Raw genomic sequence first — 24,989 nt, 5'->3', positions numbered from 1 at the left:
CGTATTCCGGGCCTTTCTGTATTATAGCGACTCAGGTGCTTTTTCTTATTGCAGCAAGTCAACCCTATGTCACTTACTATGAGTCATCCATCCCTTCAGTCCGATTCCGACAGCCGGTTCCTTGACTGCCGTGGGTTCAGACTGCATTACAGGATCCATGGCAGCGGGGAGCCGCCCTTCATGCTTCTCCTTCATGGCAGTTTCCTCAGTATGCGTTCATGGCGCAATGTGGTCGGCCCTCTTTCTGAAATGGCGACGCTGATCGCTCTCGACAGGCCGGCATTCGGCCGTACCTCCCGCCCGGTTCCGACGAAGCTGAATGGTGTAAGTTACGCACCCGAAGCGCAGAGCGATCTTGCCGCAGCCTTCCTCGAACAGCTTGGTATCGATAAGGCGGTCATCGTCGGCAACTCGACCGGCGGGACACTCGCCATGCTCATGGCGCTCCGCCATCCAGATAAGGTTTCCGGGCTCGTGCTCGTTGATGCCATGATTTACAGCGCCTATGCAGCCAGCGGCATCCCGCCTGTTATGAAGCCCTTCCTGAAGGCCGCAAGCCCCGTCTTTTCCCGACTGATGAAGCTGCTCATAAGAAAGTTTTTCGACCGCCTGCTCTTGAGTTTCTGGCATAACCCGTCCATGCTGCCCGTCGAAACCCTCTCGGCCTATCGCGCCGACATGATGGCCGGGAACTGGGGGAGAGGGTTCTGGGAGGTATTTCTTGAGACGCACCATCTTCACCTTGATGAAAAGGTCGGCTCGATCACATTTCCTGTGCTGGTGGTCACCGGTGAGTTTGACCGTACGGTGAAGGTTGAGGAAAGCCTCCGTCTTGCCCGTGAGGTTCCCACTGCCGACCTTGAGGTGATCGGCGACTCCGCCCACCTGCCTCATGAGGAGCAGCCGGAAGCCTTTGTCGCAGCAGTGAAGGCCTTCATGCAGAGGGTTTGCTGAGGAAATCGGAGAAGACCCCTGCTGTGTATGCTGCCGGCCGCATGCATCGCCTGACTCCTCTGGGTTCCTTTGAGTGAACCGGTGTGCCGGGAACGAGCCGCTACGACGTCATGTTGTGCAGGCCGATGCGGTTGCCTTCAGTGTCTTCGATGTAGGCGATAAAACCGTATTCGCCAATGTCGGTTTTTTCCTTGAGGACATTGCCCCCATTGTTGCGTACCCGCTCAAGCGCTGTTTCGATGGCGGGTTCTGAAAAATAGATGAGTGTCCCTTCATGCGTCGGGATATAGCCTTTTGCTTTTACCAGCGACCCGGAGGCGCCCGAGCCTGTTTCACTCATCGGAAACCATCCCATCACCATGCCGTCATCCATGCTATGTACTTCGATGGGCATGTTGAAGACTGCCTCGTAAAAGGTCTTTGCCCGTTCCATGTCGTGGACGGGGATTTCGAACCATCCAACCGGATTGTGTTCCATTTTCTCGGTAACCATCATGTCCTCCTTTTTTCATCGTTGACGGGGGATGATTCTGCTTCCTTACCGACCAACACCATCGGGGAGTGAATAATTCGAGGGAGGATGGGATGTTCATTCTCCGATGATTTTCACCAGCACCCGTTTTTTCCTCCGCCCGTCGAACTCCCCGTAGAAAATCTGTTCCCATGTGCCGAAGTGCAGTTTCCCTCCGGTCACGGCAACTACGACCTCCCGCCCCATGATCTGGCGTTTGTGGTGGGCATCACCGTTATCCTCGCCAGTCCGGTTGTGGCGGTATCGGCTGAGTGGTTCATGCGGGGCGAGCGCTTCAAGCCACTGGCGGTAATCCTCATGCAGGCCCGGTTCGTCATCGTTGATGAAGACGGAGGCGGTGATGTGCATTGCGTTGACGAGGCAGAGACCTTCCTTGATGCCGCTTTCCTGGAGCGCACCTTCGACGTCGCGTGTGATGTTCCGGAACCCCATCCGTTCGGGGATATTCAGCCAGAGTTCTTTATGATAGGCTTTCATGATGCAGAGGATCGGTTTCGGGTGATTTTCTGTATTTTATTGGATAGAGAAAGTTAAGACTTATTTTCACTGTCGCACCAGCATCAACGAACACAAGATCCCGAGTCGATATGGCCGAAGCGTTCCAGTACCCCATGTCCTATCCGGCCCTCTGGCTGGACTATTACTACTACGCGTCATGGTTTCTCTCCATGCTCATTCTTGCTGTCGGCTGGGGGCTGTTTTTCCGTTATGGCAGGTTCACCTACGCCATCAACCTCGGATGTTTCTGGAAAACGGCCATGATGCTTCTCCTGTTCACCGTGACGCTCGGCCTGCCGATGTACTACAATACGAAGTTTGCTGCCGAGCACGGCCAGGACGGCGACTCGGTCCGCATTGAAGGGGACCGGCTGCAGTACCTTGACCGGAAGGGCAGGGTGATGACGTTCCCTCTTTCGGAAATAGAGGCCATCCGGCAGGAGGGGGTGACCTACAATCCGCCCCCTAAAATCTTCATTGTCGCCACAACCCCTACAGGCCGTGATTCCGTGTATGTGACGGAAAAACTGCCCGATTACCGGCGATTCCTTCATGAGCTGTCCCGAAAAACCGGCGTAAAGGCCGAACTACGGTAGTGTTTCCCGGAACGGGGCCAATCATGGAACAGATGGCGCATCCCTCCTCCACGCCGCTGCTTGTTGCCGAAATCGGCAACACCACGGCCATGTTTGCCGTCTTCAGCGGCACTGACCCTATCGACTCTCTACAGGTTGCGACCGCAGCTCTTTCTTCACCCGAAGCGGTCGGGGAACTTCTTCAGCCGCTTCTCGCCCGCCATTCCCTTGCGGCTGACGCCGTCATCAGTTCCGTCGTTCCCCGTGCCGGAGAAGCTGCCGGCCGCTGGCTTCTGGATATACTTCCCGGCAGGGTGCTTGCTGTCGATTCGACCCTCAATCTGCCCTTCAGGATCAGCTACGATCCCCCCTCTGCGCTCGGTGCCGACCGCCTTTCGCTCTGTGCCCGATGCTGCATGCTTGAAGAAGAGGCCGCCGTCATAGCCCTTGACATCGGAACCGCCATCACATTCGACGTGCTTTCAGCAGACCGCAGCTACCTCGGTGGGCTCATCATGCCTGGTCTGGAGCTGATGGCCTCGGCGCTTCATGAACGCACGGCCCAGCTGCCGAGGGTTGAGGTCTCAAGGCCTGAACGGCTCATGGGCCTCTCTACGGCTGACTGCATCCGGAGCGGCGTGGTATGGGGGTGCGTGTTGCAGGTGGAAGGCCTCGTGCGGAAGATCCGGGGGTGGCTCCGCAGTGAACATGGAGAAGGCTACGCGCGGGTTGTGGCCACCGGTGGCCGTGCACCGCTCATCGTGTCCATGATGGAGATGCCGCCACTGCTTGATCCCCATGCCGTATCGAGAGGTGCCCGCTACCTCTTCGAGCTGAACCGGATTACTGTTTCCTGAAGAACGTCTTCGCATCCTCAATCGCCCCGAGCACTTCCCGGTCATCCACGTCTTCTTCGAGGAGGAATGCTTCTCCGAGTGCTTTCAGGAGAACGAAGCGGAGGCGGCTGTCTAGCTTTTTCTTGTCGGAGAGCATGTTTTCCAGAAGCGCCGGAGCGTCGATGTCGAGGAACCGCTTTTTCAGGAGTCCGCGGGGAAAGCGGAATTCTGCAATGATGGACTGCCCCTGTTCAAGCGAAGGCCGGTCCAGGAACCCGAGGCGGCGGGAGAGCGAAAGCGCAGCAGCCATGCCGATGGTGACGGCTTCCCCGTGGCGGATGAAGCGGTAGTCGGCAAGTTTTTCGAGTCCATGGGCAAACGTATGCCCGAAGTTCAGGGTGGCACGAAGCCCGCTCATCTCCCTGAAATCCTCCCGTACCACTGCCTCTTTGATTTCCGCACTGCGCCGGATGGCGTCGGTCAGATAGGGCTCTTCGAGCGCGACGATGCTGCTGAAGTGTGAGCGGAGCCGTTCAAGGAGGGCTGAGTCGGCTATGAATCCGTATTTGACGACCTCCGACAGGCCGGAGTAGACCTCCCGTTCCGGCAGGGTCCCGAGATACGACGGGTCGATCAGCACCAGTTCCGGCAGATGGAAAAAACCGATGAGGTTTTTGCCGAGCGGATGGTTTATGGCAACCTTTCCTCCGATTGAACTGTCGGTCATGGCCAGAAGGGTGGTCGGGAGCTGGATGACCGGGATGCCGCGGTAGTAGCTGGCTGCAATGAACCCTCCGAGATCTCCGACCACGCCGCCTCCGACGGCAAGCAGGTTCCAGCTCCGGTCGACACCGGCTTCAATCATGCCGCCGTATAGCTTATAGGCCGTGCTGAAGCTTTTCGATGCTTCACGGGCGGGGACAACGAGTTCGTGGACCATGAATCCCTCATCGGCGAGGGTTCGTAGCACTTGCTCACCGAAGAGCTTCCGGGTGTTGGTGTCGAAAAGGACGACGGTTTTCAGCTTCAGCCCGTGGGCTTTGAAGCGTGATGCAAGTCCGGCGGTCACCGGACTCGAAACGATGATGGTGCTCACGGCTGTTCTGGTTGCTGGCCGTCCTCCCCGATCTGCGGGGCTTTGCGGACAAGCCGTTCTATTTTCCTTGTCAGTTCCTCCACTGTCGAGCCGATCCGTTTCTGGTCAGTCTGTACGGTGAGGGCTGCCTGCTGGTAACGGGGTTCCCGTTCTTCGAGAATCCGGCGGATCTTTTCTTCAAGCTCTTCCCTGGAGTGCTTTCTTCCGTTCTCTCCACGGAGCAGGGGGCGGTCGCGTTTGTTGACCAGCCTTTTTGCAAGGTTCGCGGCTGATGATTTCAAATAAACCAGAGTGCCGGCTCCGGCAATGAATGCATGGGACGGGTCATACTGGAGTGCTCCGCCGCCGAGCGAGACGACCATCTCCTTTTCTCCGGCTACGGTTTTCAGGGTCTGGAGCTCAAGCTCCCTGAATGCCGCTTCACCCTCTTCTGCGAAAATGCGGGTAATGGGTTTGCCTGCACGTTGTTCAACCGCCTGATCGACATCGAGGAACTCGTACCCGAGGGAGTTGGCCAGAAGGGGGCCTATGGTCGACTTTCCCGAACCGCTGAAACCGGTCAGGAAAATCAACGAGTGCTGTTTTGTTATCGTGTCCTGTCCCATCCCAACGGTTTCGATTCTGCGTGTGGCGACGCGTTCCGGTTGCGCCCGTTCGGGCGCGTACTTAGCGGCAAATATAGTCAAAAATGGTGAAAAAGCCCTTCAGGGAGCGGCTGAGGGAGCCCTACTCCATAAGCGATTCGACTGTTCCGTGGAGCTCGTAGGCAGTTGAACCGGTGATGCGGGCCTGAACGAACGTTCCGGGTGAGGGCTCCGGGGATCCAGACTCGAGCAGGCACTCGTTGTCGACTTCGGGTGCGTCGAACTCTGTGCGCCCGATGAGGATCAGCCCCTCTTCGCCCTCTTCAGGCCGGTCGACAAGGACGGTCATGAGGCTGCCGACAAAGGCCTCGTTCTTCTTTCGGGCAATCTCTTCCTGAAGCTCCATGAGTTCGCTCACCCTTTCCTGTTTCTCCTCTTCCGGTACGGTGTCTATGAGGCTGTATGCGGGGGAGTGTTCCTCGTGGCGATAAGGGAAGCAGCCAAGACGGTCGAACCGCACGCTTCCGGCGAACTCCAGCATCTCCTCGAACTCTTTGCGGGTTTCGCCGGGGTAACCGGCAATCATGGTGGTGCGGAGGCGGATGTCTGGGTTCCGGTTGCGGATCTCCTCAATAAGCCGGAGAGACTGCTCTTTGGTGATGCCGCGGTTCATGGAGCGGAGGATGGGGTCGCTGCAGTGCTGGAGCGGGAGGTCGAGGTAGTTGCAGATATTGCTTCGGTTCCCGATGGTGTCGATGACCTCAAGCGGAAAGCCGACCGGATAGGCATAGAGCAGGCGGATCCAGCGGAACTCCATGTCGGATAGCCGCATGAGCAGGTCGTTGAGCATCTGTTTTCCGTAAAGGTCCACGCCGTAGACGGTGATATCCTGGGCGATGAGGTTGAGTTCCTTTACCCCGTTCTCCTGGAGCAGTCGGGCCTCCCTCAGGAGCTGCTCCATTGGCTGGCTCAGGTAGCGGCCCCGGATTTTGGGTATGGAGCAGAACGAACAGGCGCGGCTGCACCCTTCGGCGATCTTGAGATATGAGCTGTGGGGCGGTGTCAGGAGTGAGCGATGGTCGTAAAGTTCCTGATGGTAGCGGGCGCCGAGGGCGTCAAGCACTGCCGGCAGTTCTCTCGTGCCGAAGAACCGGTCAACTTCCGGGAGTTCCTCCTGCAGTTCGTTCCGGTAGAGCTCGGTGAGGCAGCCCATCACATAGACCTGCCGCACGGTTCCTGCGTTTTTCATATCGACGGCTGCAAGGATCTCCATGATTGATTCCTCCTTGGCATCTTCGATGAACCCGCAGGTATTGATGAGAATGACTTCGGCTTCCTCCGCCTGCTGGGTGAAGGTGATTCCGGAAGCTTCAGCCTGTGCCTGGAGCCGTTCGCTGTCGACGGTGTTTTTCGAACAGCCGAGGCTGAGAAGGAAGACGCTGGTGTTGTGTTCGGGGTGGGGCATTGCTATGCTTCTCCTCTGTTGAACTCTTCAAGGAACCCGGCCTTCCACTCGAGGAACGATCCCTCTTCAATCCGCTGGCGGGCGGTTCTGGTCAGCCACATGAAAAACGAGATGTTCTGCAGGGTGCAGAGCTTGAGGCCGAGGATTTCGCCCACGTTCAGGAGATGGCGGATATAGGCGCGGCTGTAATGTTTGCACACATGGTTGCCGAACCCTTCGTCAACAGGGGAGAAGTCTTCGGCATATTTTGCCGAGCGGAGGTTCATTTTGCCTTTTCGGGTGTAGACTCTTCCGTTGCGTCCTTCGCGGGTTGGGATGACGCAGTCGAACATGTCGATGCCCCGCTCAATGGCGTTGAGGATATTTTCCGGGGTGCCGACTCCCATCAGGTAACGTGGCTTGTGTTCCGGTAGGAGCGTATGGGAGAGCTCAAGGATGCGATACATCTCTTCGGCCGGTTCGCCGACCGCCATGCCGCCGGTGGCATAGCCGTCGAAGTCGAGGTCGACAAGCGCTTTGGCTGACAGGGCACGCAGGTCACTGTGCGTGCCTCCCTGGGTGATGCCGAAGAGCATCTGCGGGTGATGGTAAAGGGGGGCAGTTGCACTGAAGTGGCGCCGCGCACGCTCGGCCCAGCGTATGGTCAGTTCGCCTGATTTGCGGATGTACTCACGATCCGCCTTGGATGAGGGGCATTCGTCGAGGGGCATCATGATATCACTGCCGATGATGCGCTGGGTGTCAACGACATTTTCAGGAGTGAACTGCAGCATGCTGCCGTCGAGGTGCGATTTGAATGTTACCCCTTCTTCACTGATTCTGCGAAGTTCTGAGAGCGAGTAGACCTGGTAGCCGCCGCTGTCGGTGAGCAGCGGTCCATGCCAGTCCATGAACGGGTGCACCCCTCCGGCTTTCCTTATGATGTGGTTGCCGGGTTTCAGGTAGAGATGATAGGTGTTCGTGAGGATAATGTGCGCTTCCTGTTCAAGCAGTTCATGCGGCTCGACCGACTTGACGCTTGCCCGGGTTCCGACCGGCATGAAGACGGGGGTCGGGATATCACCATGGCCGGTGGAAAGGATGCCCGTCCGGGCGGCGGATCGGGGGTCGGTGCTCTGGAGGCGGAAGTTCATGGAGGAGGGGGCTGGTCGTATGGGCCTGTTGCTGGTTACCAAGGAAGGTAACCAGCCGAAGAGAGAAATAAAATAGGAAATGCCCCCGGTTATTCCGGCTACCCGATTTCCGTCACCCGAACCGATACGCCGAGCGTTTCCCTGGCATTGCCTTTCCATGTTCCCCGCACCGGTGGGACGTCGGCATAGTCACGGCCCGAGCCGATCCTGATGTAGCGTTCGTCCGCAATGATCGAGCTGTGGGTGGGGTCCATGCCGACCCATCCTTTTTCGGGCCCGCACCAGACCTCGCACCATGCATGGCTGGCTTCGTCATGCCCTTCAGGGGTGCTTCCGCCGTAGAGGTAGCCGCTCACATAGCGCGCAGGAATGCCGAGACTCCGGCATGCGGCGAGCATGATGTGTGCGAAATCCTGGCAGACGCCCCGGCCGAGCGCCATCACTACGGTGCTGGTGCTGTGGACGTCTGTTGCTCCGGGTTCATAGATGAACGTGTCGTTGATCTTGCGGCAGATGGATGCGGCAAGGGCTTCAGGCTCATCGGTGTGCGGCAGAGCTTCTATGAAGGAGCGTATTGCGGCATCGAAGTGAACGAACCGGCTCTCGGCGGAAAAGTCCAGAAGGAGGATCTCTTCGTTTTCCTCCCTTCCTGCCCGTCCGGTTCCGGTCTCTACGACCGAGGTGCCGAAGATGCTGACCCGTCTGTGGCTCTGCAGGAGATTGAAGTGGTGAACCTTGTTGCCATAGAAGTCGGTGTACTCGAAAATCGGCGCGGGCGGGTCAAGCTGCAGGGTGAAGCTGGTGCAGCGCTGCCTCGAGGTCTGTCCGGTGTGCGGGTGCAGGCGAACCTCCGTTGCCGTTTCATAGATGGGGACGTCGTATTCGAAAAGCGTCCTGTGTTCGACTTTGAGTATCATAGTCCTCTCTTGTTATCGGCAGTATGCCTGCTGTTGCTGCTGCTGGGCCTGGCTCCATTCGGCCCGTTTTCCTCCGTTGCCGCTGAATGTGGTGCGGAGCCCCTCCTCGACCGGTTCTATTTCCGGGGTGTGGTAGGCGAAATAAGTAAGGTGGGTCTGCTCGCCGACATCCATGATTCCCTGTTCAAGTCCTGCAAGATAGCTGTGGAGGCCTTTAGAGGCAATATCGTCCATCGTGGTGTAGCTCAGCTCCGCCTCCATTTTTCCGATGAGCCGGTCTGCACTGTTGAACGAGCGTCCCGCAGAGCCGCCCGAGAGTCGCCAGAGCGCATCTTTTGCGGCGCAGACGGAGAAGTTGATGCTGCGCGGGAAGGTCCGGTCGAGAATGAGGAACTCCAGGATGCTCTGCGGCTTTATGCGCGCGAAATATACTTTCCGGAAGGCTTCAAGCGCACTGCAGCTTTTCAGGACCGCCATCCACTGGATGATGTCCACCGATCCGCTGACCACGTCACCGTGGCCGGCATGGCTTGTTTCAAGCATGTGGTATTTCACGTCGATCAACCGGGCGGCGTTATCAGCCCGTTCCAGGTATTTGGCGATCTGCACGAAGTCCCAGCCTTCGTTTCGCGGGAAGGTACTGTCGGTGATGCCCTGGAAGAGGTGCGAGGCGTTCTTGATCTCACGGTAGAAGCTGAACGGATCGTTCTGCACGCTCTGCGGGGTGACGGTCTGCAGGTAGTGGTAGAGGTTGTTGATCTGCTCCCACATTTCGCTTGAAATGCTCTCAATCACGCTCCGGGCGTTCTCTCTGGCCAGACCGATGCAGGAGATGATGGAGTTCGGGTTGTTGCGGTTGAAGACGAGATAGTCGGTGACCGTTTCGGCTCCGTACTGGCCATACAGGCTGTCGAACTTCTCCCGGTCGCTGGTGACGAGTATAAGGGCGATCCAGCAGTCGGGGGTTTCAACCGTCGTGATGCGGTTGAGGTCAAGCAGGAGGTTGAAGTTCACGTCCAGAAAGCGCGCAGTGTTCTCTGCACGTTCAACGTACCTGCTCATCCAGAAAAGTGATTCGGCGACACGGCTCAGCATAATGGGGTGGTTGGTTGGTGTTCCGTTTATTCGTCGACGACCCAGGTGTCTTTGCTGCCCCCGCCCTGCGAGGAGTTGACGACCAGCGAACCTCGCTTGAGCGCCACGCGGGTCAGCCCACCGGGTACGATCGTGGTCTTTTTTCCGGTCAGCACATACGGGCGCAGATCGATGTGGCATCCGTACATCTCAGAGTCGTTGAGGAGGCTCGGATGGCGCGAGAGCGATATGGTCGGCTGTGCGATGTAGTTGCGGGGATTTGCCACGATGAGTTCCCTGAACTGTTCCTGCTCCTGCGCAGTCGACTCGGGTCCGATCAGCATGCCGTATCCGCCGGATTCGTTGGCGGACTTGACCACCAGCTCGTCAAGATGCTCAAGGATATACTTCATGTCGGACGGGGTTCCCGGCAGCCAGGTCGGGACGTTTTCGAGCACGGGGTCCTCCCCGAGGTAGTATTTGATCATCTTCGGCACGAAGCTGTATATGACCTTGTCGTCGGCAATGCCGGTGCCGATGGCATTAGCCAGAGTCACATTGCCTTTCCGGTAGGCATTGATGAGCCCTGCGACCCCGAGCTTGGAGTCGGGCCTGAAGCAGAGCGGATCGAGATAGGCATCGTCGACGCGCCGGTAGATCACATCGACCCGTTCAAGTCCCCGTGTGGTCCGTTTGTAGACGACATTGTCGTTTACGACGAGGTCACGGCCCTCGGTGAGCTCCACGCCCATCTGACGGGCAAGGAAGCTGTGTTCGAAGTATGCGGAGTTATAGATGCCCGGGGTGAGCACCACGACGTTGGGTTCCCTCTGGAGCGGCGGGCTCACTTCCTGAAGGGTGCGGAGCAGCTCCTGCGGGTAGTCTTCCACGGGGCGCACCTTGTACTGGCTGAAAAGAACCGGGAAGGCCCGTTTCATCGCCTGACGGTTCTGCAGCATGTAGGAGACACCGCTCGGGGTCCGGAGGTTGTCCTCAAGCACCAGATACCGGCCTTCCCCGTCCCGGATGATGTCGCTGCCGGCAACGTGGATGTATATGCCCTGCGGCGGGGTGACGCCGACGAACTCGCGGCGGAAATGCTGGCTGCCGAGTATGAGTTCTGCCGGAATGACCTTGTCGCGCAGGATATTCTGGGTATGGTAGATGTCGTAGAGAAAGAGGTTCAACGCCGCAATCCTCTGGGCGAGCCCCCGTTCGATAAGCGCCCATTCCGCCGCCGGGATGACCCTCGGAATGAGGTCGAAGGGGAAGATCCTCTCAATGCCCTCCTCAAGACCGTAGACGGTGAAGGTGATGCCCTGGCTGCGGAAGAAGATGTTCGTCATCTCCCTCCTTGTTTTCACATCCTCCTGTGAAAACATGGCGAACCGCCGGAGCAGCTTTTCATAATGGGGCCTCGGCCCTCCCTCCCGCGCGACAAGCTCGTCGAAAAACCGGGATGCATCAGCATCGTAGTTGTCGAAAAAACGCTTCATGTCCGTCTGTTTACTATTGTTTGCGGGGACTTTTGCAACCCTCGCCCTATATATACTTAATTTTTTATGGAAATAAATATTATGAGCCTTAAAAAATTACATTTATGAAGAAAATATGATGCTCTCTCGACAGCGTTCATCTTTTTTTGCCCTCTCCGGTCATTGTTTCGGGGCTTTTTTTGCCTTGTAGGGCCCCATAATTGTTCCTATACTTGAGTACTGGCCGATCACTCCGCCCGACGGGGCATAACGCACAAAACGACTGCATTGCAATGAATGTACTGGTGACCGGCGCTGCCGGATTTATAGGCTCCAGCGTCTCGGGGAGACTGCTCGAGCGAGGCGATTGTGTAACGGGGGTCGACAACATGAACGACTATTATGAGGTCTCGCTGAAGGAGGCCCGCCTCCAACAGCTTACCCCGCACGAGGCATTCACCTTTGTTGAGGCCGATATTGCCGACAGGAAGGCGATGGAGGAACTGTTTGCCCGGGGGAAATTCGACCGGGTCGTCAACCTTGCAGCCCAGGCCGGCGTGCGCTACTCGATCACCAACCCGCACTCCTACATCGAAAGCAACATCGTCGGGTTCATCAACATCCTTGAAGGGTGCCGGCACAACGGTGTCCGGCATCTGGTTTATGCCTCATCGAGCTCGGTATACGGCGCCAACGAAACCATGCCGTTCTCGGTGCATGACAATGTCGACCACCCTCTTTCGCTGTATGCCGCAAGCAAGAAGGCCAACGAGCTGATGGCCCACACCTACAGCCACCTTTACCGGCTCCCGACAACCGGCCTGCGTTTCTTTACCGTTTACGGCCCGTGGGGCAGGCCCGACATGGCGCTGTTCCTTTTCACCGACGCCATCCTGAAGGGCAAGCCGATCAAAGTCTTCAACTACGGCAAACACCGTCGCGACTTCACCTACATCGACGACATCGTCGAGGGGGTCATCCGTACCCTCGACCATGTGGCAGAGCCGAACCCGCTGTGGTCGGGGGCAAAACCCGATCCCGGTTCCAGCCGCGCGCCCTGGAGGGTATACAACATCGGCAACAGTAAACCCGTCGAGCTGATGGACTATATCGCAGCCCTTGAGCGAGAGCTCGGCCGGACTGCTGAAAAGGAGATGCTTCCGCTCCAGCCCGGTGACGTGCCCGACACCTACGCCGATGTGGACCAGCTGATCGAGGATGTGCAGTACAAGCCTTCAACCACCGTTGATGACGGTATCAGGCGGTTTGTTGCATGGTATCGTGAGTACTACGGCATCAACGGCTGACAATTCAAGTGCTGCTGCATGCTGAGGGAAATCATTAAGAACGCAACCGGACGCGACCTCCCCATATCGGGAGGGTCCGGTATGGCTTATGACGATCCGGTGATTGTCGATGTGACGGATTCCATGGTGGCAGCGAGGGTGGAGATGGAAGTGGTCCACGCGCTTTCCTCCAAACTCGGGCTGTACTGGAATACTGTCCATAAAGAGGTTGCCAGAGGGCTTCATGGCGACGTGGAGAAGCTGGACTATGAGGTCAAGCGTGTCGAGGGAGAACAGGTAATCATCGAAACGCGCAGCGTTTACTTTGATGTGTCCAGAGCTGTTTCTCCATCCGAAAAGACGCCGATCCCGATGATCTATCTGGGGGATCGGGCAGCCCTCTCTCTTCCCTACGAAATCGGTTGGGTTCACTATACCGGCATGATCGACAACGAGGTGGAAAATCCCGGTCTCGGGGTGAGCGTTTCCTATGATGGGCCCCAGATGAGGGGCACCCTCTTTGTCTACGACAAGGAACTGGTGGCGCTCGATATCCGGCAGACCCCTGAACCGGTCCATCAGGAGTTCAATGCAGCTACGGAGGATATGGCAAGGATCTATGGAGATGCGAGGGTGATCAGGGACATTTCAAAGCCAGGCCTCCTGGCGAAAGTATATGCAGTCGGCGATGCCATCAGCGTGCTTCAGCTGACGACGGTTGCAGGCCGGTTCATGCTGTTCCGCCTGACCCTCGAACCGCCTCTTGAACAGCATAACTTTGCCTGCCTGCAACAGTCCATCTCCTTTTTTGAAGCCATGGTCGGTGCCTGATCACCTGCAGCCGGCCGCTGACTTCATGCGGAAGGCGGCTTCGTCTGTCATCGCCCTGCTGCGGCTCCCTTCCCTGAAATAGACCTTCCGTACCGTACAGGATTTCCCCGTGTTGCTGTCGATGGCCGTGCTGAGGTGGAAGTGGGGCTTCCGGGCGCTTTCGGGGACGACAATGGCCAGAACCATACGCCGGCGGTGCATTTCAATGTAGGCGTCGACGTCGGGGACGGGGTCGATATGGTGGCGGATTGCCTCATAGACGACTTCAAGCGCTTCTTTTTCACTCTGGATGCCGACAATGCTTCCGTCATCGTCAATGCCGATGAGCATGACGCCTCCGCCGGTGTTGGCGAATGCGGCTATTGGACGGGCGATTTTCTGGGGTGAGTGGACTTTCCGCTTGAATTCGGTGTATAGTCCCTCTCCTTCTCCTACGAGCTCGAGAAGGGGGCGTGCGGAATGCGGGCGGCGGATGAGATGCATGGTGCTCCTCCGTCTTGGGGTTCGTGGAATTCCTGCCGCGGGCGGCGGCATTTCCCTACCTGTTCCTTCATCATACGCAGGGCTTTTGAGAAAAACAAGCTGGGAGCCTGAATCCCTGAACCGCCACCTTCATTGTTGCAGAAAAGACACGATTGGCCCTCACGCGGCGGCGGTGATGCTTTTGGCGTTGTCTTTTTTTGTGCCTGTGACCCGGATGAGGGTCAAATAAGCCCGTGATGAGCCCGTACATTGAATTTACAAAGCCTCTGCCTTCCGGACTTTTATGTGATGAATGAGTTTCGCGACATTTTCAGGCGCCTTTGGAAGGCCCCTCAAATGCCGAGCAGTGTCATTGCGAAGCGGTCGTGTTATGAGACAGCTGGTAAGGGGGTAGAAATGCCCCCTTTTCCGGGCCGCATCTGTCTTATAAATGCGTACTGTATTTCTATAGTCCATCTACCCATAAAAACAAGCCGTTTTAAAGAATGACCGATACAACAACAAAAACCGGAAGGCAGATAGGCTATGCCCGAGTCTCGACTACCGGTCAGGAACTCAACCTGCAGCTTGATGCCCTGAAGCAAGCCGGCATACCTGACAAACTCATCTTCATCGACAAGGCAAGTGGAGCAAAAACGGAACGGCCGGGTCTCGCAGCCTGCATGACGGAACTGCAGGCAGGGGATACGCTCGTCATCTGGCGGCTGGACCGACTCGGCCGGTCCCTGAAACACCTCATCGAGATCGTCGAAGAGCTGAAGGGCCGGGGAGTAGGGTTCCGCTCAATCAGTGACGGCGGTATTGATACCACCACCGCGTCCGGCGAGATGGTGTTCAACATCTTCGCTACCCTGGCGCAATTCGAGCGGCGATTGATCCAGGAGCGGGCGCAGGCAGGGTTGAAGGCCGCCCGGTCAAAAGGCAAGAAGGGGGGGCGGCCGAAGATCACTGCTGATGATCCGAAGGTGCAGATGGCAAAGAAAATGAGCAAGAACCTCAGCATCAGTGTCGGGTGAGCTTCTGACTGACGGTATACCTCCTGCCAGCCTTCTCGTCATAGGCCGTAACCCGCTCATCCCTAAAGTTTAGAACCTTGCCGGTCCGCATAAGAGGCGTTAGTACACTTGCGCCGGGTGCGACGTGAAGTCGCAGAATTGAACTGTTCTTTGAACCAGCAGTGCCGTCTGTTGCCCTCACCGAGACATGCAAGCAGGGTAACCAACTTGTGTGAAGCTCTCGGATAAACGTACCCGCAGAAAAACTGTAGGCCGACCCGTGAGGGAACGCTGAATCTGCCAGTAGCAGGCGGAGAGGGGCAAGAGGGAGCGCGATATGGCCAACATATGTGAATCGTCGTAACTGCCGTAAAGTGTGACGAGTGAAAGCTACTGTAACACTCGAACCAAAAGGTAAGCGGGTTGGATAGAGGTAACCGGTGTTCCTCTACACGGTCGATAACTCCCGCCGGCGGAAAGACGGGGCCTAACTCGTTCGCATGTTCAATCTGCGGAACACGGTAAACCCATAGTTCCGCCTTACAATTTGTAAGGCAATCAAACCGCAAGGAATGACCATGGAGCTGTGGGCAGAAGATCAAGGAGAAAGCGAATGCTGGCCTGTAATGGACCAGATAGGGGTTGCAACATCACCCCATGCGAAAGCAGGCAGACTTCCTTGAGGTCTCGCGCTACAGAAATGCCGGAGAACCTGCATTATGATGGAAAGCAAATGTACGTGGATTTATATCCATGTGTGCGCCATCAAGATCATTGTGATCAAGCAGGCTGCGGTTCTACTGTAGAGGTAAGGACTATATCCTTACTGGGTGCACTTGTGTGCTTTTGCGAGGCTTGAGCCCGGTACGGTGAAAGTCGTACGCCGGGTTCTGAGGGGACGGTGGCGTAGTAATACGCCGCTGTTACCCGATCATACTTAATCCTGGCTTAAGCCCTCCCCATTCAATGCATCCCATCATGAATTTTTTTTGAGGATACCATTAATGATATTAGTGATTTCATCCGGTTCGACAGGCTTCGTGATATATGCAATCGGGTTGAGTTTCTCTGCATTGATGATTTCATGCGTCTGTGCCCTGGCGGAAAGGAAGATGAACGGAATTGCGGACAGTGCTGCGTCCTGAAGCACTTTTCTGCGGAGCTCAAGTCCGTCCATAACCGGCATCATTACATCAGAGAGAATGAGATCGGGCACGTTGTTTTTACATATATCAAGGGCTACACTGCCGTTTTCTGCGACCATGACATGAAAGCCTTTTGACTCAAGGACGTAGGAAATCAGCCTTTTTGTATGTGGTTCGTCTTCAACGAGAAGGATTGTTTGCTGGGCCATGGTAATGATGTCTTTGTGATACTTACTGCATAATTTAATTGAACTTAACGATGCCGTGATGAAAATCCTAATTGTCGGGGTTCTCGATATTGTGGGTGAAGTAATCGAAAAGCATCTCTTCGGGGTTGTTTCCTGTGGTCTGGAAAATTCTGCCGGTTTTTGTCTCCATTCTAGCCATCATCCGCTCACTGCCTCCTGTCATGGTTCGACAGATTGGGAGATTTCTTTGCAGGATGAGGCTGGTCAGTGATCGTAGGTTGTCAATATGTATGGTATCGTGTTCGCGCCTTAGGACATTGGCACCGCCGATAAGGCAAATGAGAAGATTTCCCGGGTCTGCCCCTTCGTTCTGCATTACGCTGAAGAGCGTTTCGAGGGCATGGGCGGCATAGCGGTCCTTTCCTGTCTCAGCATGTGCCGGAGGGACTCCCGGCAGCATGACATGCGCCAGTCCTCCGACTCGAGTTCCCGGATCGTATGCACAGACGGCTATGCATGAGCCAAGGGGGCTGGAAATCAGCACTCTGCCGGGACCTGCCGCTGTAACCTCGCCGGTATAGGCGACGATGTGCGGTGTTTCATGCCGGGCACCGTATCCGTCATAATAATGTTCTCCAAATGTACTCCGGAACTTGAAGGCGTCCTCCGTATCTGTCTTCGCAGTTTTCTTCATGATTGGACCTCTCTTTGATTGGAGGCAGTTTCCTGTTGCAGCGGTAATGCCATGGTGAAGACCGTTCCCCCTTCCGGGGGACATTCAAAGTCGAGCTGTCCCTGATGCTTATGAACAATGATGTCATAGGAAATACTCAGTCCGAGACCCGTACCGATTCCGCGTTCCTTTGTCGTATAAAACGGGGTGAAGATTTCCTGCCTAACCGACTGCTCGATGCCCGGACCGTCATCGGTAATCGAGCAGTAGATCCGTGTGGTGTCAGCCCAGGTTTTTATTCCTATCTGTCCCTTGACGGTTCTTTTCTGTTGCCTGATGGCCTGCAGGCTGTTCATCAGGAGGTTCAGGACAACCTGGCCGATTTGAGACGGATTGCACGCCACCGCGGGGATTTTACCGAGGTCAGTCCGGATATCGGCGGTGTCGGCGCTCTCATGGTTGACGATCAACAGGGTGTCCTGAATTGTTTTATTGATGTTTGAGTTGATGTGTGTATCAGTCAGGTTCTTGAAGGAGAAGTTTCGCATGCTCCGGGTAATGCCGGTAATGCGTTCCACCCCGTGCCGTGTCGATGCAATTACTGCTGAAAGGTTTTCCATCAGGCCATCAATATCGATGGCTTCTTCCCGGGAACGGATTTCTCTGGTTATAGGGCTGCATGCATCTATGCTTTCCATACCCTCAAGCAACTGTCGGTAGAGGGTGACAAGGTTGGTAAGGTTGGGGAAGTCCTCATCGAGGTTTGCAATATTCAGGCGGATGAAATTAAGTGGATTATTGATTTCGTGGGTAAGACCTGATGCGAGGTTGCCGATCATCTCCATTTTCTTTGCATGCTCAAGCTGATGCCGCATCAGTTCCTGATGTTCAACAAAGAGTTTGTTTTCGATGATCTCCCAGGTCTGGTCAGCAAGGGCTGCTACCCAGAAGGCATCATCCTCGTCATAGTATCGCGATTTGTTGCCAACGCCGAGGATCGCCATGACCCTGCCGTTTCGGATGATTGGAACTGCCATGTCCCGCAAAAGCTCTGCGTGGTCCTCCGGCAGACCTTTACGATTCGGAGCTGAGGCGTAATCGTTATGGGTGACGGTGCGCTTTTCACGGATGGCATCGGCCCATATTCCGGCATGGTCGAGCTGGTAATGCCCGTACATGTCTTTCATGCGGCACATGGATTCAATCGTCCTCGTTGACCAGGCCTGCATGGATATGGTTTCATGTTCCGCTTCGATGAAATGAAAAAAACCGATTCGACTTTCCGTCCACTCTTCAGCTTCGTCGATTGTTGCCTGAAGGATCTTCCTGACGGAAGCGTTCTTCATCATTTCCACCTGTTTTATCCGGAATGCCGAAAGCCGCTCAAAGTGCTTCAGCATGCGTTCCCGGCTTTTCTGGGTTTCGAGGTTCTGTCGGTCAAGCTCTCTCGAATGCAGGCTTATACCGAGTGAAGCGATAAGGTCCTGAAGTACGGCATGCTGGATATGGTCTGAAATGTATCTGCTCGGAACCGATACTGTCAGCCATCCGTACGGTTGATCGTTAAAGCAGATCCCGATGCTCAGGTGTCCGAATCCGTCAAAGTCTTCCGACATGGGGCATGCACTGCATTTCAAGCGGGGTGAACTGATAACCTGCCCGTCTGCGGTGTTCATGGAACGTGACGCACACCCGGAGATCTTGCCCTCTTTAAGCATGGTGTCGAGGCGGGCGGTTTCATCGGTCGTCAACCCTGCATGAAAGAATCGGCCATCGGGAACCCGTGTACGGTCAACAAGGGCTATCCAGGCACTTTCGGCTCCGTGTTGTTCAACCAGTTCCCGGCATACGCTCGTCAGCAGGGTTTCGCCACATTGCTCTCTGGCGCGTTCCTGGCTACTGCTGAAGAGCTCTTGGGTGAGGTTTCCCCGCGAAGCATCCTGGAGCTCTTCGGCGTGCGTGAGCGCAAGGGTGATGACTTCAAGAGCATCATACTGCTTGATGGTGAGCCGACGGGGCTTATCTGCGAGCATGGTCAGGTATGCATACCTTCCGCTTCTCAGCGAGACGGGAAAGCTCAATGTATGTTCAAAGCCTGTATGTTCAAGGATCCAGTGGTCCATGGCAGGCCCTTCGTGCTCCTGCGGCATCGTTATGCCCAAAAGCCCTTTGCTGACAGCATGGCCTGCAGCCAGGTACCGGGTTTTGCCATCTTCCCTGATCCTGATGTAGAGAGATGCCGGGCAGTCGCTCATCTCACATGCCCTGCGTGTCAGGCTGCGCATGTTTTCCGGGAATGAGGCGCAGAGCGACGAAATGGTTTCCTGAAGGAAAGCGTAGGAGCGCCTTCGGGGTGCTTCGGGGGGTGTGCAGATCATGAAACACTTTCGCTTATGGGTAACGAGGCCATGCCATCGATGCCATTGCTGAAGGGGATTACGACTGTTGTGGTCGCTCCGGCACCTTCATCGCTCTCGATGGCAATGGAGCCTTCATGGGCATCGACGATCTGCTTGGCAATAGAGAGTCCGAGGCCGTAGCCGTTAGGGGTGAATCCGGATCGCTCGACGCGGTAGAACTGTTCAAAAACATGCGGCAGGTCGCGTGCAGGAATCCCGAGTCCTGAATCGATGACCTTTACGATGATGGAGGAACGGGAGGTATCTGCATCAGCGCGTAACTCAATCCAGCCTCCCATCGGTGTGTGTTTTACAGCATTGTCGATCAGGTTGAAAAATACCCTTTTGATGGCATCGGGATCCATGAAGAGTGTCAGTGGGCCATCGGGTAACTTCTGGTTCAGGGTGACGCCGTTGCGGGTAGCCTGTCCGGCCATGGTGCCAGCGAGTTCCTCAAGGATGGCTATGAGATCTGCCGGTCTCTTTTTCAGTACGCCCGCACCGGCAGTGATGCGGGAAAGAGAGAGTACATCCTCTACGAGGGATGAGATTTTCAGGGTTTCGATGTTGAGAATGGATAGGAACTCCCTGAACTGTCCCGTGTCCAGCACGGCTTCATCCTGACGGAGGACACTGGTAAAGCCGAGAATGCTGAAGAGCGATGTGCGGAGTTCATGAGAGAAATTCCCGATAAAGTCCTGCATCTGCCGCCGCTGTGTCTGCATCGCTTCCCGGTCGCGGTTCAGTCGGGTCTGATCGAACGCTACGATCAGGATGAATCGTTGGCCATCAAGGTCGACAGGGCTCATTTCAGTGTGGAGATCCATCTGGCTTCCGTCCGGCTTCCGGCAGCGCCAGTCTGCGGTTGCATCATTTCCGTTTTCAACATCCCTGAACAGCGCCAAAGCTTCAAGAGATGCATCGCCTCCATCCTGTCCGCAGTCGGAAAGAAGAGTGGTGATGTCGGTCCCGATGAGTCCTTCACTGCCGGGTCCCTGAAACAGGTCTAGCGCCCGGGAATTGGCATCAATGACTATGCTGCCCTGCTGCAGCCACATCGGCGCCGGTGCGTGCTTGAACAGAATGGTGTCGGGTTTTGATTGGGTTTCTTGTGACATGGCGCTGTCGTATAGATGTAATGTTTCAGAAATGAGGGTGGTATCGGTTTCGATTCGGGGTTAAAGTGGATCATTTTTGTGCGATATATGGCTGTAATATAACAACATGGATCTCGTTTTTATGCGCGTTGCGGGTTAAACTTCAAAAAGGAAAAGACATCGCTCCAAGAGCGACTGCCAGTCAGGACGATCATGCTCGATGGACTGCAGGATCAACAAGACCGGTTCCTTGCCCGATGCGCCGAAGGTCAGTCTCCGGAGAGTGGTCTGAAGCCAGTACCGGAGGACGGAACTATGGCGGGATGAGCCGTCGGAAAACCAGAAGACGGCCTCTCTCTGTTGTCCTTTCCTGGTGAGAGAGAGCAGGGTTGCCGTTCCTCCGTCGACAACGAGTCGTCTGCTTTCCGTAATCTCCCACCCAGCCCCTTTGATGCAGTAGAGTGGATCATGAACGGCATGCCGGTTCGCCGATCCATCTATGGCAATCAGGATGAACGCTCCGTTCCAGCACTGATAGAAACGTTTGAGAACGCGAACCGTTCCGTAGAATGCGGTTTCTTCAGGGGAGAATGGAAGGGGGCGGGATGCAAACAGCGATCCATTCTTGCGGAGTGCTGCTAGCCGATCCGTGCTGACCCCTGGAGTGTGCCATTCCGCCGCAGTGCCGAAGAGTACCGCCATGGCCAGAAGCGCCCAGAGCATCGTGTTGTTGTGCCTGTCGTTCATCGCCGTTCCATCCTCCTGCCTCTAAGTACAGCGGCAAGCCAGCCCGCTGCGGTGAGGGCCAATAGGAGCCTTGCCGGAAGGATATGGCCGAAGAAGAGGCGGCTGCCGATCCAGCCGAAGGCGGGCATCCATGATATCGATGAGAGCAGCCACAGCAACTGATGCGGTGAGAATGGAGTCCAGCTCGCAAGAGCCAGGGCCAGTCCGGCATGCTGGAGCATGTGGAGCGATCCGGCCTGACCGAGAAGGGCAAGAAGGAGTGCCGCTGTCAGCATGGCTGTACCATACTGGCGCGCTCCTGCACCTAACAGTGCCGAGGTCCCTGACATGAAGACCGGAAGACACCAGACGAGCAACGTTATCCATCCATACTGGTCGTATCCGGAGTGCTCCCATGCCGCAAGAAGGTCGCGTGCCTGCCATATGCACCAGAGCGTGATGGCAAGTCGCGGTGCGATGATCCAGTGGTCTCGCATTATGCTTGTGCGGTTTTATTATTCAGAAGGGTTCTCTGCAGGGTGAAGATAGCCCAGCATAGCCCGAACATTAGGATCAGTACGCCCCAGCCGCCCCATTCATGGAACAGGCCTGCAGCGAATTCGGGCGACACAGCAAGAGCCGCCAGAGCGATGGCTACGATGCGCACCGTGTTGGCAATCCATGAGATGACGACCAGCAGCGGAAGGTTGATCCAGTAAATCGGGTGGTGGCCGAGAATGATATAGGCGAGTGCCGAACCGGCAATCAGCATCGACTGCAGGGAATGCATTCCCGAGCAGGCGGCCGTCACCTCAACAGGCAGGCCCTGTATCAGCAGCCTGGTTCCGTCCTGGACCACATGGAACCCTGTAAGAGAGAAGAACTCTCCAGCTGCCCAGCTGCCAGAAAGCCTGAACCACCAGCCAACGGCCTGAGCGTCCAGCAGGAGCCATGGGAACGCCATCATCGGCAGGATCAGCAGTTTTGCGATCCGTCGCCGGTCCGCGGGTTCGATACGGATTGAGAGCCAGCTCCAGAGCAGAACGGTCCAGCTGATGGCCAGAAGAAACATCCAGCCTGTTACGATGCCGGTAATGAAAGCCCCTGTCGTGACGGCAAGGCCTCCTGTCGGCACACGGAACGCTCCGGGAAGGAATTTCCAGGGGCTTCCGAGCCAGAACATACAGGGTATGGCCAGAAGAATGGGGAGGGTGTCGGCCGGCTGCATCATCCATGATAGATCGTGTATCCAGATGAAGAGGGCCAGAATCAAGAGCGCAGCGATGATTGGGTAATCGCGAGCTGTCATTGCCGGTTCTCCTTCTCGGCTTTGTTGATGGCCGCGAGGTTGGCCTGAAGCTCCATTCTGTCTGGAAACTCTTTGATCAGCTCCATGGTCAGGATTTTGCAGGTATTCCAGTCTTTCTGGCGGTATGCGAGCATGGCCAGGTAGGCTTTGGCTTCGGCCGACCGGTCTGCCAGCGATGTATAGATGGCGCGGGCTTTTTCGGGTTCTCCTTCAGCAAGCGCGATGCGGGCCAGAATTTCTTTGCCTGCCGTACTGCTGAATAGTTCGGGTTGGCGCTGGAGTGCATTCCGGGCTTTGAGGGTCGCTTTTTGGTCCAGATAGGCAAGGCTCTGCAGCCATGCTGCGCGGTAGCCAATCGCAGATTTGCTCTTGGTCAGTGGCTCGAGCATTTCGATACTGGCAGCTCTCTCCTTGTTTGCGAGCAGGATCTCTCCGGTCAGCAGTGTCATTTCCGGTGTGGGCCGCTGGCTGCGGGCAAACGCCAGAGCTGCTTTCGCATCCCTGTTGAAGCGTAGAGACTGCGTCACTCCGTAAATGTACCAGTCGGGGATGCCTTCCGGTATGGCTCCCTTGCCCCGCAATTGCAGGGCGGCTTCCATCCAGCCGCCTGCCATGAAGACCGCAGCAAAAGCTTCATCGCTATGCAGGAGGCGGTCAAGCTTGGGGTCGGGTTTTTCCCTCATAGCGATCCGTTCCAACTGTTCGAACAGCTGGTGTCTCTGTTCGGTGTTGCGGCCACTTGCACCAAACGCATTTGCATCCATCGGCTGGGGTTTCTCGAGCCGGTAGGCAAGGAGCCGTTCCAGTGCCTTCTCGAGATCGGGGTTCCAGGACGATCGTTTGAACGGGTGGACGAGAATGATGTCGTAGCATTTTTCTTCCTCTTTGTTCCGGAGAGCTTCCAGGATGCGCAGCCAGTAGGCTTCCTGGCGCCTTTCGAGCACCATCTGGCCTTTGGCAACTTCTTTTTCGAACAGGCCATCATCCCAGAATTGCCCCTCAGGAAGCTCTTGCAGGTAGATGACGAGTGGCGCAAGCTCTCCATATATGTCAGCAGGATCGGTTTTGCCAATCGATGCCGGTGTCGTCACCCTGCTCCAGAAAAGAGCCTTCAGCCTGATGAAATCGGCTGAGCGTTCATTGAGATCCCGTGCCCATGTCTGCACTGCAAGGCCGATCTGCCCGCGGCGGCGGTAGAATTCCGCGAGCTGATCCCGATAGAGTGGATTGTCCGGAAGGGCGAGGTGGGCTGCGACATATTCAACCCGGGCCATCTTTTCTTTACCCATCCGCTCCAGTATCTGTGCCCTGAAAGAACGGACATCAGGATTTTTCGGGGCTACGCTGTAGGCCTGCTCCAGATATTGCCAGGCTTGCTGCAGGTTCCCGCCTGCCGTTAGCAGAGCAAGCCTGTTGAGCCTTGCCGCATCAGCCTGACCTTCGAAAGATCTGGAGCGCAAGAGCTTCAGGGCTCCGGCCGTGTCTTGTTGAAGGATGAGGGCGTCGACATCGAGAGCAAACCAGAGTTCTGGCTGCTTTTCCTGCGATTCCCATGCTTTTCTGAATGTGACATAGCTTTTCATGTCCCCGGTTGCAAGCATCGCGCGGGCCACAATCATCGATCCCTTTTCGTGCTGCATGAACGCTTCGGGATGGCGATCGTACAGAGCGCTCAGGCGCCCAACATTGCCGAGTGCACTGAGGGCCTCTATTTCGAGGTGGAGCCATTCGCTGTTACTGTCGGGAACGGAGCTGTCCCTCATCCGGATGATCTCGAATGCTTTTGCCGCCCTTTGGTCGTTGAGAAAGGTTTTTGCCTCTGTGTATGCAGTTTTGTCTCTTGATTCCTTGATGACTGCGCGTATGGCGGGAAGACCGAAATACACGCCGCCACCCGTCAAGAGGATGAGGGCCCCGATGATGATGAGCCGCACGGTCCGGTGCTGTTTCATGCCTGGGAGCATTTAGGGGCCACGATGCGCTGGCGGTTTCTGAGAAATGCCACCATGAGCAGGAAGCTGCCGAGAATGAGCAGGGTCGAGGGTTCAGGCGCGGCGGTCATGGCGGAGACATTCGCTGCTCCGATATCAACGGCGAAGAGCAGATCGTTGAAGTCCGCTCCTCCAATCCAGTCGCTGATGGTGTCCTCGAAACCGAGGAGAAGATAGGGGCTGTCACTTATTGCGTAGGCGACGGCATGCTCAATCATGTCGCTTGTGGAAACGGTATTGGTGCGGGTGAAGCCCAGATTGGTGGTCATGTAAAAATCGAGCTGTGAACCACCTTCCACATTACCCAGATCAATGAAATCCCCCGGCATCAGGCGGTTTCTGTCGAATGTACTGAAGCTCGTCTTGAAAATGGGTGCGACAGCTCCATCATTGGTGCTGTATCCCAATGTGTTGATATAATTGGAGGTCGTGCCTATATAATAGACCCTCACACCGGAGGTCGTTGTCAGACTGATACTCGAGGGGTCCAGACTGACGAGAGGAATGTCACCAATGCTTTCCCTCTCGTAAAGGTTTAGACCAAGATTGTCTTGCAATGTTTCCAGATAGGTCGCATTGAAGGGATCCGTATCAGTTGCTGTGAGTCCGGTTGCTGAAAGCGGGCCTGCAAGGAGTAGTCCCGCAAGGAGGAGGGTTGCGGGGAGTTTCTTGACTGCTTTGTTCGGAACCGGTCCATCTGCTGCTATTGAGGGATGCATATTGGGGC

25 protein-coding genes are annotated in these 24,989 nt (G+C 56.1%); 6 read left to right on the top strand and 19 right to left on the bottom strand.

Annotation, left to right across the window (positions count from 1 at the left end; genetic code table 11):
* Window positions 1-78: 78 nt before the first annotated feature.
* Window positions 79-954, top strand: coding sequence for an alpha/beta fold hydrolase (locus PLUT_RS07315; RefSeq protein ID WP_238974571.1), 876 nt, complete (start codon window positions 79-81; stop codon window positions 952-954).
* Window positions 955-1,054: 100 nt separating this feature from the next.
* Here the strand turns inward: PLUT_RS07315 and PLUT_RS07310 are convergent, their stop codons facing one another.
* Window positions 1,055-1,450: a VOC family protein gene (locus PLUT_RS07310; protein WP_238974570.1), complete on the bottom strand. Its 396-nt coding sequence runs from the start codon at window positions 1,448-1,450 to the stop codon at window positions 1,055-1,057.
* A gap of 93 nt (window positions 1,451-1,543) precedes the next feature.
* The gene (locus PLUT_RS07305) at window positions 1,544-1,963 is read right to left on the bottom strand and encodes a secondary thiamine-phosphate synthase enzyme YjbQ (RefSeq protein ID WP_011358141.1); all 420 of its coding nucleotides are present in this window, start codon (window positions 1,961-1,963) and stop codon (window positions 1,544-1,546) included.
* A 110-nt stretch (window positions 1,964-2,073) separates the two neighbouring features.
* On the opposite strand from PLUT_RS07305, the gene PLUT_RS07300 reads away from it, so the two are divergent.
* Together PLUT_RS07300 and PLUT_RS07295 are read left to right on the top strand one after the other, a co-directional pair.
* The gene (locus tag PLUT_RS07300) at window positions 2,074-2,580 is read left to right on the top strand and encodes a hypothetical protein (protein ID WP_011358140.1); all 507 of its coding nucleotides are present in this window, start codon (window positions 2,074-2,076) and stop codon (window positions 2,578-2,580) included.
* Between the two features lie 23 nt (window positions 2,581-2,603).
* The gene (locus PLUT_RS07295; RefSeq protein ID WP_011358139.1) at window positions 2,604-3,416 is read left to right on the top strand and encodes a type III pantothenate kinase; all 813 of its coding nucleotides are present in this window, start codon (window positions 2,604-2,606) and stop codon (window positions 3,414-3,416) included.
* Here the strand turns inward: PLUT_RS07295 and aroB are convergent.
* From aroB to PLUT_RS07260, 7 genes are all read right to left on the bottom strand, one after another.
* A complete protein-coding gene (gene aroB / locus PLUT_RS07290) occupies window positions 3,403-4,491 on the bottom strand; it encodes a 3-dehydroquinate synthase (RefSeq protein WP_011358138.1) in 1,089 nt (362 codons plus the stop codon). The genes PLUT_RS07295 and aroB overlap by 14 nt on opposite strands.
* Window positions 4,488-5,096, bottom strand: a complete 609-nt coding sequence (locus tag PLUT_RS07285) for a shikimate kinase (RefSeq protein WP_011358137.1) — start codon at window positions 5,094-5,096, stop codon at window positions 4,488-4,490. The genes aroB and PLUT_RS07285 overlap by 4 nt, the downstream gene beginning before the upstream one ends.
* 121 nt (window positions 5,097-5,217) lie before the next feature.
* Window positions 5,218-6,540, bottom strand: a complete 1,323-nt coding sequence (gene rimO / locus PLUT_RS07280; RefSeq protein WP_011358136.1) for a 30S ribosomal protein S12 methylthiotransferase RimO — start codon at window positions 6,538-6,540, stop codon at window positions 5,218-5,220.
* A gap of 2 nt (window positions 6,541-6,542) precedes the next feature.
* Entirely contained in the window at window positions 6,543-7,673 is a 1,131-nt protein-coding gene (gene tgt / locus PLUT_RS07275) for a tRNA guanosine(34) transglycosylase Tgt (protein ID WP_011358135.1), read from the bottom strand.
* Window positions 7,674-7,771: 98 nt separating this feature from the next.
* Window positions 7,772-8,590, bottom strand: a complete 819-nt coding sequence (locus PLUT_RS07270; protein WP_011358134.1) for a transglutaminase family protein — start codon at window positions 8,588-8,590, stop codon at window positions 7,772-7,774.
* A 12-nt stretch (window positions 8,591-8,602) separates the two neighbouring features.
* Window positions 8,603-9,685, bottom strand: a complete 1,083-nt coding sequence (locus tag PLUT_RS07265) for an alpha-E domain-containing protein (protein WP_011358133.1) — start codon at window positions 9,683-9,685, stop codon at window positions 8,603-8,605.
* A gap of 26 nt (window positions 9,686-9,711) precedes the next feature.
* On the bottom strand, window positions 9,712-11,160 hold the full coding sequence (locus tag PLUT_RS07260) for a circularly permuted type 2 ATP-grasp protein (RefSeq protein ID WP_011358132.1): 1,449 nt from the start codon (window positions 11,158-11,160) through the stop codon (window positions 9,712-9,714).
* Between the two features lie 272 nt (window positions 11,161-11,432).
* On the opposite strand from PLUT_RS07260, the gene PLUT_RS07255 reads away from it, so the two are divergent.
* Window positions 11,433-12,446: an NAD-dependent epimerase gene (locus tag PLUT_RS07255; protein WP_011358131.1), complete on the top strand. Its 1,014-nt coding sequence runs from the start codon at window positions 11,433-11,435 to the stop codon at window positions 12,444-12,446.
* A gap of 18 nt (window positions 12,447-12,464) precedes the next feature.
* On the top strand, window positions 12,465-13,256 hold the full coding sequence (locus PLUT_RS07250; protein WP_011358130.1) for a hypothetical protein: 792 nt from the start codon (window positions 12,465-12,467) through the stop codon (window positions 13,254-13,256).
* Here PLUT_RS07250 and PLUT_RS07245 read toward each other — a convergent pair whose 3' ends face one another.
* Entirely contained in the window at window positions 13,257-13,739 is a 483-nt protein-coding gene (locus tag PLUT_RS07245) for an AlbA family DNA-binding domain-containing protein (protein ID WP_011358129.1), read from the bottom strand.
* Between the two features lie 485 nt (window positions 13,740-14,224).
* Between PLUT_RS07245 and PLUT_RS07240 the strand changes: the two genes are divergently transcribed.
* Window positions 14,225-14,755 carry a recombinase family protein gene (locus PLUT_RS07240; protein WP_011358128.1) on the top strand — a complete coding sequence of 177 codons (531 nt, stop codon included), beginning with the start codon at window positions 14,225-14,227 and terminating at the stop codon, window positions 14,753-14,755.
* A gap of 955 nt (window positions 14,756-15,710) precedes the next feature.
* On the opposite strand, the gene PLUT_RS07235 is transcribed toward PLUT_RS07240, so the two are convergent.
* The 9 genes from PLUT_RS07235 to PLUT_RS07195 all read right to left on the bottom strand — a co-directional run bounded on the left by PLUT_RS07235 (window position 15,711) and on the right by PLUT_RS07195 (window position 24,981).
* A complete protein-coding gene (locus tag PLUT_RS07235; protein ID WP_011358127.1) occupies window positions 15,711-16,088 on the bottom strand; it encodes a response regulator in 378 nt (125 codons plus the stop codon).
* Window positions 16,089-16,155: 67 nt separating this feature from the next.
* Entirely contained in the window at window positions 16,156-16,761 is a 606-nt protein-coding gene (locus PLUT_RS11160; protein ID WP_011358126.1) for a chemotaxis protein CheD, read from the bottom strand.
* A complete protein-coding gene (locus tag PLUT_RS11155; protein ID WP_011358125.1) occupies window positions 16,758-19,118 on the bottom strand; it encodes a GAF domain-containing protein in 2,361 nt (786 codons plus the stop codon). Before PLUT_RS11155 ends, PLUT_RS11160 begins: the two co-directional genes overlap by 4 nt.
* Entirely contained in the window at window positions 19,115-20,257 is a 1,143-nt protein-coding gene (locus PLUT_RS07220) for a PAS domain-containing sensor histidine kinase (RefSeq protein ID WP_011358124.1), read from the bottom strand. The genes PLUT_RS11155 and PLUT_RS07220 overlap by 4 nt, the downstream gene beginning before the upstream one ends.
* Before the next feature lie 135 nt (window positions 20,258-20,392).
* Window positions 20,393-20,983, bottom strand: a complete 591-nt coding sequence (locus PLUT_RS07215) for an exosortase-associated EpsI family protein (protein ID WP_011358123.1) — start codon at window positions 20,981-20,983, stop codon at window positions 20,393-20,395.
* Window positions 20,980-21,459 carry a hypothetical protein gene (locus PLUT_RS07210; RefSeq protein ID WP_011358122.1) on the bottom strand — a complete coding sequence of 160 codons (480 nt, stop codon included), beginning with the start codon at window positions 21,457-21,459 and terminating at the stop codon, window positions 20,980-20,982. The genes PLUT_RS07215 and PLUT_RS07210 overlap by 4 nt, the downstream gene beginning before the upstream one ends.
* On the bottom strand, window positions 21,459-22,271 hold the full coding sequence (locus PLUT_RS07205) for an archaeosortase/exosortase family protein (protein ID WP_011358121.1): 813 nt from the start codon (window positions 22,269-22,271) through the stop codon (window positions 21,459-21,461). The genes PLUT_RS07210 and PLUT_RS07205 overlap by 1 nt, the downstream gene beginning before the upstream one ends.
* On the bottom strand, window positions 22,268-24,223 hold the full coding sequence (locus PLUT_RS07200) for a tetratricopeptide repeat protein (RefSeq protein WP_157858165.1): 1,956 nt from the start codon (window positions 24,221-24,223) through the stop codon (window positions 22,268-22,270). Before PLUT_RS07200 ends, PLUT_RS07205 begins: the two co-directional genes overlap by 4 nt.
* The gene (locus PLUT_RS07195; protein ID WP_011358119.1) at window positions 24,220-24,981 is read right to left on the bottom strand and encodes a PEP-CTERM sorting domain-containing protein; all 762 of its coding nucleotides are present in this window, start codon (window positions 24,979-24,981) and stop codon (window positions 24,220-24,222) included. The genes PLUT_RS07200 and PLUT_RS07195 overlap by 4 nt, the downstream gene beginning before the upstream one ends.
* Window positions 24,982-24,989 lie beyond the last annotated feature (8 nt).

The sequence above is a fragment of the Pelodictyon luteolum DSM 273 genome (assembly GCF_000012485.1).
Lineage (GTDB): Bacteria > Bacteroidota > Chlorobiia > Chlorobiales > Chlorobiaceae > Chlorobium > Chlorobium luteolum.
Note: the sequence above shows the minus strand (reverse complement) of the source record. Positions and strands in the feature narration are given on the sequence as shown.